Annotated in this window: 6 protein-coding genes and 1 pseudogene; all 7 read right to left on the bottom strand. The window is 58.6% G+C overall.

Features of this window, described 5'->3' with window-relative positions; translation table 11 throughout:
- Nucleotides 1-360: pseudogene (locus EN991_RS00535) on the bottom strand (hypothetical protein); the annotation flags it as partial.
- A gap of 389 nt (nucleotides 361-749) precedes the next feature.
- Complete coding sequence (locus tag EN991_RS00530; protein WP_013528052.1) at nucleotides 750-1742, bottom strand: adenosine kinase; 993 nt, start codon at nucleotides 1740-1742, stop codon at nucleotides 750-752.
- Nucleotides 1743-1842: 100 nt separating this feature from the next.
- Nucleotides 1843-3018 (bottom strand): methionine adenosyltransferase, encoded by a 1176-nt coding sequence (gene metK, locus EN991_RS00525; protein WP_063169265.1) that lies wholly within the window; start codon nucleotides 3016-3018, stop codon nucleotides 1843-1845.
- Nucleotides 3019-3075: 57 nt separating this feature from the next.
- Nucleotides 3076-4413, bottom strand: coding sequence for a serine hydroxymethyltransferase (gene glyA, locus EN991_RS00520; protein WP_063169266.1), 1338 nt, complete (start codon nucleotides 4411-4413; stop codon nucleotides 3076-3078).
- Nucleotides 4414-4450: 37 nt separating this feature from the next.
- Nucleotides 4451-4795 carry a helix-turn-helix domain-containing protein gene (locus EN991_RS00515; RefSeq protein WP_082826567.1) on the bottom strand — a complete coding sequence of 115 codons (345 nt, stop codon included), beginning with the start codon at nucleotides 4793-4795 and terminating at the stop codon, nucleotides 4451-4453.
- A 1056-nt stretch (nucleotides 4796-5851) separates the two neighbouring features.
- Nucleotides 5852-7786: an HrpF/NolX family T3SS translocon protein gene (locus EN991_RS00510; RefSeq protein ID WP_024505366.1), complete on the bottom strand. Its 1935-nt coding sequence runs from the start codon at nucleotides 7784-7786 to the stop codon at nucleotides 5852-5854.
- 301 nt (nucleotides 7787-8087) lie between these two features.
- Nucleotides 8088-8786, bottom strand: a complete 699-nt coding sequence (locus tag EN991_RS00505; RefSeq protein ID WP_024505367.1) for a secretin N-terminal domain-containing protein — start codon at nucleotides 8784-8786, stop codon at nucleotides 8088-8090.
- Nucleotides 8787-8831: the final 45 nt, after the last annotated feature.

Below are 8831 nucleotides of genomic sequence, written 5' to 3'. Positions count from 1 at the left end.
CGATTCGAGATCGTCGGACTTTGGCAGCGAAGGAGGCTCGACATCGGCCAACGGGGTCGTCGGCGGATTTGTCACGCCGGCAATACCGGCTTCGCTGCGGCGCGCGGCTTCCGCCGCCAGCGCGCGCACGAATTTCGAGGCCAGGCCGGGCAGGTCGGCATGGATGGCGTCGATGGCGCGCTGGTGCTTCGGTGACAGCAAGGTGACAGCGGACGCTATGCTGCCGGCGATCTTGCCGACCGAGACCATGGTGGGCTTGTTGATGGCCTCGTCATAGTGGGCAAGTGCACGTTCGACGTCTTCCGCGACCATCTCCGCGAAGTCGTCCTGCTTGAGGCCCTGGATTTGAAATCTGTTCATGCATCTGTCTTCTGGCCGCGCGCTCCCCCTCAGCTGCGGCCGATTGTTGAACTTCTAGTGCGGAAAACGGAAATCACGGCGGCGACGGATCCTGCCGCCCGACAGCTTGCTGTCTTGCATGTCTTGACACCCCAACTGACTGAGGGCGCACAGATGTTAGTCGCGGGCGCCCAGATTGCGTGTAGGTGTCATGTGTGACAGCCGCGCGACGGCATTTCCTTCTCCCCTTGTGGGAGAAGGTGGATTGGCGCGTAGCGCCAAGACGGTTGAGGGGTGTTCCAGCTTGGCGCCAAGCTACCCCTCACCCGGATTGCCATCCGATTTGTAAAGGACAAATCGGGGCAATCCGACCTCTCCCACAAGGGGAGAGGTTAAAAGCGTCGGGACCCCTACAGCAATCCCGCCTGCTCAGCCTCGCGGCGCAGATTCTGCCGGGGCCTGGGGCCGATCTGCTGGATCACCAATCCGGCCGCCAGTGAGCCAAGGTCGCCGCAGGTTTGCAGGTCGCGGCCTTGCGTGTAGCCATGCAGGAAGCCGGCGGCATAGAGATCGCCGGCGCCCGTCGTGTCGACCAGTTCCTTGATGGCGGTCGCCTTGATCACCACCGTCTCGTCGCCGCGCACGATCACGGAGCCTTTTTCCGAGCGGGTCACGGCGGCGATCCGGCAATCCTTGCGGATCTGCGCCAGCGCCTCGTCGAACGAGGATGTCTGGTAGAGCGATTTGATCTCGTGGCTGTTGGCAAAGACGATGTCGACCGTGCCCGAACGCATCAGCTCGAGGAATTCGTCGCGGTAGCGGTCGACGCAGAACGAATCCGACAGCGTCATCGACACTTCGCGGCCTGCTGCGTGCGCCAGCTTCGCCGTCTGGCGGATCGCTTCCTTGGCGCGCGGCGGGTCCCACAGATAGCCTTCGAAATAGGTGACCTTGGCGCCAGAAGCCTTATCGGCCTCGACATCCTCCGGCCCAAGCTCGACGCAGGCGCCGAGATAGGTGTTCATCGAACGCTCGCCGTCAGGGGTGACGAAGATCATCGACCGCGCCGTCGGCGGCTCGCCCTTGAGCGGCGTGGTGTCGAAGGCGACGCCCTGTGCATGGATGTCGTGGGCGTAGATTTCGCCCAGCGCATCGTTGGAAACCTTGCCGAAGAAGGCGGCGCGGCCGCCGAAGCTGGCGACGCCGGCCGCCGTGTTGCCGGCGCTGCCGCCGGACGCCTCGATCGCCGGGCCCATGCGGCTGTAGAGCAGTTCGGCGCGTTGTGTGTCGATGAGGTTCATCGCGCCCTTGATGATGCCGTTGGTCTCGAGGAATTCCTCGTCGCACTGGGCGATGATGTCGACAATGGCATTGCCGATGCAAAGCACGTCATAATCCGGCATCAAAATCTCCGCCAAAACCCGAGCCGGCTTCTTGCCACGCCGGCCGGGCGTGGTCTCGCGAGTTGAAATGGGTTGCCGCATGCGCTTGATCCAGCCGCCCTCACGCAGCTGCCGGTCCGGCTTCACGCAGCAAATCGTCAGCTTTGTCCGTCTTCTCCCAAGTGAACTCAGGCTCTTCACGCCCGAAGTGTCCGTATGTCGCCGTCTTGCGGTATATCGGCCGTAAGAGATCAAGCATCTTGATGATGCCTTTCGGTCGGAGATTGAAAACCTCGAGAACAAGGCGCTCGATCCTTTTTTCCTCGATCCTTGCGGTTCCGAAGGTATTGACCATGACAGAAACCGGACTGGCCACGCCGATCGCGTAGGCAAGCTGAACCTCGCAGACCTCCGCAAGGCCGCTGGCAACGATGTTCTTCGCGACATACCGGGCGGCATAGGCCGCCGAGCGGTCAACCTTGGATGGGTCCTTGCCCGAAAAGGCACCGCCGCCGTGACGCCCGGTCCCACCGTAGGAATCGACGATGATCTTCCGTCCTGTGAGGCCGCAGTCGCCGGCAGGCCCACCGACCACGAACCGCCCTGTTGGGTTGACCAGAAATCTGATCCCCGAAGTATCCAGGTGGGCCGGCAGGACCGGTTTTATGATCTCCTCAATGACGCCTTCGCGGACCGTGGCTTGTGAGACCGCTTCGTCATGCTGCGTTGACAGGACTATGGTATCCAGCGCCACCGGGCGGAGCCCTTCGTAGCGTACCGACACTTGAGATTTCACGTCCGGACGCAGCCAGCCAAGCTGTCCCGCTTTCCGGACCTCGGCCTGTCTTTTCGTCAAATGGTGAGCGAGTTGGATCGGCAGGGGCATCAATGTATCCGTCTCGTTGCATGCGAATCCAAACATGATGCCCTGATCCCCTGCCCCTTGCCCGAGATCCTGCCCTCGTCCTTCATCAACGCCCTGGCTTATGTCGGGCGACTGCTCGGTGAGGGCCAGAACGACGGCGCAACGTCGACCATCAAAGCCAATCGCATCATCGTCGTAGCCAATATCGAGTATCGTATCGCGGGCGACTTGGCTGTAATCGATGTGGGCATGGCTGGTGATCTCGCCAGCCACAACGACCATCCCCGTCTTCACCAACACTTCACAGGCGACGCGCGCCTTCGGATCGGTGCGCAGGACCGCATCGAGAATGGCATCGGAGATGTTGTCTGCCATCTTATCGGGGTGTCCCGCGCCGACGGATTCGGAAGAGAACACGAACTGCCTGGTCATAAAAATGCCCTCGCTTCAAGTGCTGGAGTTAGTGAGGAGTTTCTGGATTGGGGTGGCTTATCGGTCGGGGATGCCGGGAACATCGAACGCAGTGCAGAAGTCGGCAACGTCTCTTCGTACGCTCGCATGAACTTCCTGGTCATCGGGCTGGCGGCAGACCGAGTCGATGAAAGCGGCGATCTGCACCATCTCCGTTTCGCGCATGCCCATGGACGTCACCGCTGGTGTCCCTAAGCGGATGCCGCTTGTCAGCGCCGGATGCCGCCGGTCGCCCGGGACCATATTGAAATTCGCAATGATGCCTGCACGCGATAAGCGCTCCGCATAGGCTTTGCCTGACAGCGACCGGTCCCGAAGATCAAGGATCAGCATGTGATTGTCAGTGCCCCCGGTGACGAGTTCATAACCTCGCTCCAGAAGTGCCTGGGCCAGAGCCTTGGCGTTGTGGACGATCTGCTGACCGTAGACACGAAAGGACGAGTTCGCTGCTTCCTGCAAAGCGACGGCAAGCGCGGCGATAGTATTCATATGCGGTCCGCCTTGCAGAAGAGGGAACACGGCGCGGTCTATACGTTTGGCCAGATTGTGTTTGCTCTTCGGATGATGGAGGGGCTGATAACGGTCTTCATTCCTTGATAAAATGAAGCCACCCCGGGGACCGCGGATCGACTTGTGAGAGGTGCTGGTGACCACATCGCAATGGGACACGGGGTTCGGATGCACTCCTGCGACAACCAGGCCGCAGATGTGGGCGATGTCAGCCACCAGATACGAGTTCACCTCCGAAGCAATTTCGGCCATTGCCGCGTAGTCAAAAATACGCGGATAAGCAGTTCCGCCGACCCAAATTAGCTTCGGGCGTTCCCGCTTGGCGGTCTCGCGCAAGTGGTCATAGTCAATTTGCTGTGTCTTTTCGTGCAGCCTGTACGGGACGCGCTGATAATCGCTGCCGGAAAAATTGACGGACCAACCGTGAGTCAGATGGCCGCCTTCGGGTAAAGGCAAGCCCATGACTTTGTCACGGGGGCTCAAAAGCGCGCGATAGACAGCCTGGTTGGCTGGCGAGCCTGAATAAGGCTGGACGTTGGCATGTTCACTGCCAAATAGCGCTTTCAGGCGCTCGATCGCGAGGGTCTCAAGCTCATCGACGATCTCGTTTCCGGCGTAGTAGCGCGCACCGGGGTATCCCTCGGCATACTTGTTGGTGAAAATCGACCCGGTCGCTTCCAACACCGCCGAGGAGGCAAAGTTCTCGGAGGCGATCAGTTTGAGAGTTGTCCGCTCCTGACGCTCCTGTCTTAGAAGCAGTTCGTGAACGCGGGAGTCGACGGCGGCTAAGTGAGGCCGCCCGTAAGTGTCGGGCTGCGCGATGGCGCCGCCGGCGGAGTTATCCATGGTAGTCGCGCTCCATTTGGACTGATCTATTTCACGATCAAGCAGGCGGTCCCTTCAACCGCGCGTCTTGTATTGCTTCCAGGCGTTGTAGGTCTCTTTTATGATGGCCATCATCGTGGGGCAGGAGATCGACCACCAATTGAGCCAGCTCGCCATCCTTGCCTCCTGCTTGCATATGGTACGAAGACTGCGGACGTTGTTCGTTGCAGCAAAGAAAGTTGGCTCTGACCAGCCGCCGAACGTGGCGTCGAACCTGCTCGCGAGGCAGACCGGTAATATCGGCCAGCTCGCCGACGGTTAGATCCGCATGCGCGCAAAGGCCCAGGATTCGAAGGCGATCAAGATGCGCTGCCGTCCTTAGGCGATTTACCAGTGTCAACATTGGTTAGCATCAACCCGGACGGGATGCAGCAAGCCGCTAGCCCTTCTATCCCCATCAATCCGCATGAGACCTCTCTCGTCATTTGCTGTAAATCCGCTGGTATGGATGCTAATGGAAGATAGATCACAGTCCTTTCTACGACTAAGACGCCAGATATTGGGGCTAATGTACCACCTGACAGGAGACTACACTCACGAACATTATGTGAATTTTTTTTAACGTTGCTGAGAATCAAGGGGGAGGTTTGGCGAATGTCTCGCCGTCGACTGTCGAATCCTGCCCGACGGGATTATAGGGTGCGTAGCCTGCTTGTCCTTTCCACATGACCAGCGACGATGGGGCGAAGGCGGCAGACATAGCTCTGGAGCATGCTGCGGTATCTTTGGCCTGAAGCCGAGGAAGGCGGACCGTGGCTTCCGCGCCGCTGCCGGGAGCCCGCGAACAGGCCAAGTGGATCAGCCGGGTGTTGCCGTCATAGAGCGTGAGACCCAAAGCTGGCCAGCCGCGCCCTGAGGCTGACGCACCGCTCAGCGTCCACCTTGCTCTCGAAGCCCATCGGCATAGCGCCGATAACGACTTGACCGCGTGCGTGTCGACGAGCGATCGGTGAGCGCAAGGATCGAGGGTGCAGTGCAGGATAATGCTGTTTTAAATCAGCGCTGTTTTCAGCCGACTGCCTTGAGCGTGGCACGAGGATATAGGCCCAAGGCAGGAGATCATCGTCTGCTGTTCGGGAGGCCGCCCTGGGCGCGCGACAGCCGTTCCTTCGGCTGCGCCGCTCCGCCACCATCCGCGCCGTGCCTTCCGGAGACCATTCCCGCTACCGGCCGGCGCCCGTGAAAACCTCGACCCGGCGCACCGGCTCGAGATGGCTGGGCTCAGCGTAACTCTGAAGTCGTCATATACCGAAGTCTTCACAGACTTCGGACATCCCCCTCACAGTCCGATCCAGATGGCGTCAGGAACACCGCTTGCGTTGATGCGGATGAACCCCTGCTTGTGCCACAATGACCCTTATGTCAGCGCGCGAGCCAAAGCTTCCGCGCAAGGCGACGGCTAGGATAAGGCAATGCCGACGAAGGGCACATTGCTTGCCACACTCTGGAATGATGGCATGCTCGGAAGGCCTAGGCTTTGCTCAGGGCCGCCTGCAAGGCGCGCTTTGAGGTTATTCACATAGCCTTCTGCGTAGTCCTGCGCCGTCGAGACCGAAAGATCAATGCCTGCCGCCAAGGCCTCTTCCATCAGGTGCTTTACGAGCCCATTTCGAATGGCCAGCTTGACCTCGGGGCCTGCGATAAGGCCGATCGCCTGCGCGGCCATATTGAGGCCAGCTTCCTCCAGCGCTCGCTTCATATCGCCTCCGTTAATGGCCGTACGCAGGAGATTGGCTGCTTGCGACTCAGCCTCGAGAACCATCGAGGCAAGATCGGCTACTTGTCCGAGGCCCGGAATGAAGCTGAGCAGTCCCACCGCCGTTGCCGCCAAGTCGAGCACTTTCGTCTCGATTTTGAGCACGGAGTCGACGACGTGCATGACGGCCCCGCCGTTCTTTTTGGCTGACTTAATGTCAGGCTGGTCCATCAGGCCCATCTTCATGTCCGCGACGGCATTCTGCTCTTCTGCGGTTTGGGCGCCGTGGGTGATTGGCTGCTGAACGTTGCGGTTCGCAGACGACATGTTTGTGCAAAAATGGGCAAAGTCTTTTTTGCTGATATTGCCGGAATCAACCGTATGCCCGCCGCCAAAGTCGAAGAATTTATGATGGGTCTTATAGCCCGTGATCGAATTGTTCAGGAGGCCAAACAAAAGAGGATCTGAAAGGAGCTGAGAGGCTGCTTCCCGCACTTTCGGATCAAGGCTCTTGTCGTCTTTCATTTTCGCCAGTTTGTCGCGAGTCAGAACACCGCTTCCAAAGAACGTGTCCTGATGGTCCTTGATCATCTCGACCGTATTCAGCTCAGTTTGCGTGAGGCTCATCGACGATGAGGCGACTTGCAGGAAATCCTCTTTGTGCATCTTCCCTTTCGAGCCACCGCACAACTGGTTCCAAGCATCGGGGTGATCGAGGAAATATTGCGCCGCCGCAATGACCTGGGGCGGAAATTTGCCGTTTTTCGATTCGCCGCCGACCATTTTCTTGAACTCATCCAGACTCAGGTCCTTGGACAGATTTTCGGAGTACCGGTAAAACTCCCGCAAGGCATCGCTCAAGGTCATGACCGAAGGCTGCAAACCTCCGCTGCCGTCGGATGGTATGTAGTTCTGCTCGTAGCTTCGCGCTTGGGCTTCCTGAAATGCAGCAACTTGTGGGTGGTGGTTTGAAAATCCGGCCAAGTCCTTGGCGTTGATCTTGCCTCCACAGCGGCCGTCGCCCTGCGAGCCAATCGCATAAAAAAGTCCCGAATCCTGCTGCAGTCCCTGGATCGCCGCTTTCAGATCCGGTGGCGTAGAGGGATCATTGGCTTTGTCGGTCAACGACTTCCAAGTAAGCGGGCATTGGTCCTTGTGACGGTTGAGTACCGCAACAATCTGCAACTCAGCCGTGGTCAGCGACCCACCGTTCCACGTGATTCCGGGGCTCGGCCTGGGAGCCGGCTCGATCTTCGGAGTGACGCCGAGCAGATGTTGGGCTTCAGTCGCCTTGGAGCGTTGCGATTGGTCCTCCTTGAGAGCCGCCCTCATATTTGGCGGCAGCAGATCCAGTGGGTGTTGCTCCAAGCCATTCAATGTCAAGACATCCGGTGCCAGATGGCCCAAAGGGTCCTGCCGCAATTTATCCATTGTCGAATCAAGATTCGACGCTGGCAGATCCCCTTGCGCGAAAGAGCCGGGCTTGTCTGCCAGCACACAAGTGGACAGCATCGCTTCGAAGCACGATGCACTTTGCTGATGCTGGGTCGCAAAATGGGAAACTTTCAGGCCCGGCCAACCCCTTGCGGACTGTAGCGAATTTGAGCGGTAGAAAGTTGAAAGATTACTGGCCGACATTATGCATCCTCAGACGTGACGTTGAAATCCCCACAAGAGACCCCGACAGAAGATCCCTTGCGTTTCACAAAATTCGACAATTCCAAGCGTCGGCAGGTCACGAATGCGCCTGCCCTGCCTTCAATTGCTGTGTTCCGGGCCGGCTCCAAGGTTCGGTCCAACACAATGGCCGGAGTCACCGCGAGAGCTGCCGGGACTCATCATGAGCGGATTAGCTTTCGAGAAACTGACGAGTTTGCGAAGAGTTCACAAAGGGGTAGCCGCAGTCATGTTCTTCAGAGCTGCGGGAAATCCTCAATGTTCATTTCTTGCCCAGCTCAGGCTTCCCGCCAACGCTATCCTGTTGTGGGATGTCAGAAGAATAAGAAGCATCCGGTCGTCCGTCGCGAACGACCGTAGTGGAGGAGCCGCGAAACAAGATCAGCACTGATTCCTTTGGCGTTGCCGCTATGTGAGTCTGCGCCTGCGCCTGCGCCACCAAGCCGTTAAAGGTCTGCTCCACGAGTGCGACGAAGCGCGGTGGACCGGAAACGAAGACGAGGCCATTGCCTGGCACGGGTTTGACCACATAGCGCTCGTCGGAGATATCAAGCTTGTCGAGAGCCCCCTTGAACGCATCGAAGCGAATCGACGTCATCAAAAGCATTCGAGTTTGCGATTCTTGTGCAGCAGACACATAGAGCACAAGGCCGTCATAGTACCATTGTAGACCGTAAAGGTTCGTCAAGCGGTCGAGGAACGCGCGCGGTGGCAAATCAGGCATACGTCCGCGAATTCGCCCCTTCACCGCAGGACTGATGTTGACCCTGATATTCAGGTTGTTGCCGAATTCCTGCAACGCTGCAGCGAGCTCCTGATCCAGAACCGTGTATCTATAGGGTGTCGCCGGAAGGGACAGCGGGACTGCATGCGCCGGGTGAATCCCGGTGGACAGAAAAAACCCGGCACAAAGAAGTCTCAAAACATGCAGGGTGACGGGTTGGATAAGCGTTCTCGGCATGTCGCACTGATAAACCAAACGCTGAAATCATCACAAGTGACTAAA

This window comes from Mesorhizobium sp. M7A.F.Ca.US.005.03.2.1 (assembly GCF_003997795.1).
Classification (GTDB): Bacteria; Pseudomonadota; Alphaproteobacteria; order Rhizobiales; family Rhizobiaceae; genus Mesorhizobium; species Mesorhizobium ciceri.
Note: the sequence above shows the minus strand (reverse complement) of the source record. Positions and strands in the feature narration are given on the sequence as shown.

What these genes read in the sequence shown, in the direction of transcription:
- EN991_RS00530 (WP_013528052.1), bottom strand. Translation starts at nt 1,742, where the DNA reads ATGCCGGATTATGACGTGCTTTGCATCGGCAATGCCATTGTCGACATC.
- metK (WP_063169265.1), bottom strand. Translation starts at nt 3,018, where the DNA reads ATGACCAGGCAGTTCGTGTTCTCTTCCGAATCCGTCGGCGCGGGACAC.
- glyA (WP_063169266.1), bottom strand. Translation starts at nt 4,413, where the DNA reads ATGGATAACTCCGCCGGCGGCGCCATCGCGCAGCCCGACACTTACGGG.
- EN991_RS00515 (WP_082826567.1), bottom strand. Translation starts at nt 4,795, where the DNA reads ATGTTGACACTGGTAAATCGCCTAAGGACGGCAGCGCATCTTGATCGC.
- EN991_RS00510 (WP_024505366.1), bottom strand. Translation starts at nt 7,786, where the DNA reads ATGTCGGCCAGTAATCTTTCAACTTTCTACCGCTCAAATTCGCTACAG.
- EN991_RS00505 (WP_024505367.1), bottom strand. Translation starts at nt 8,786, where the DNA reads ATGCCGAGAACGCTTATCCAACCCGTCACCCTGCATGTTTTGAGACTT.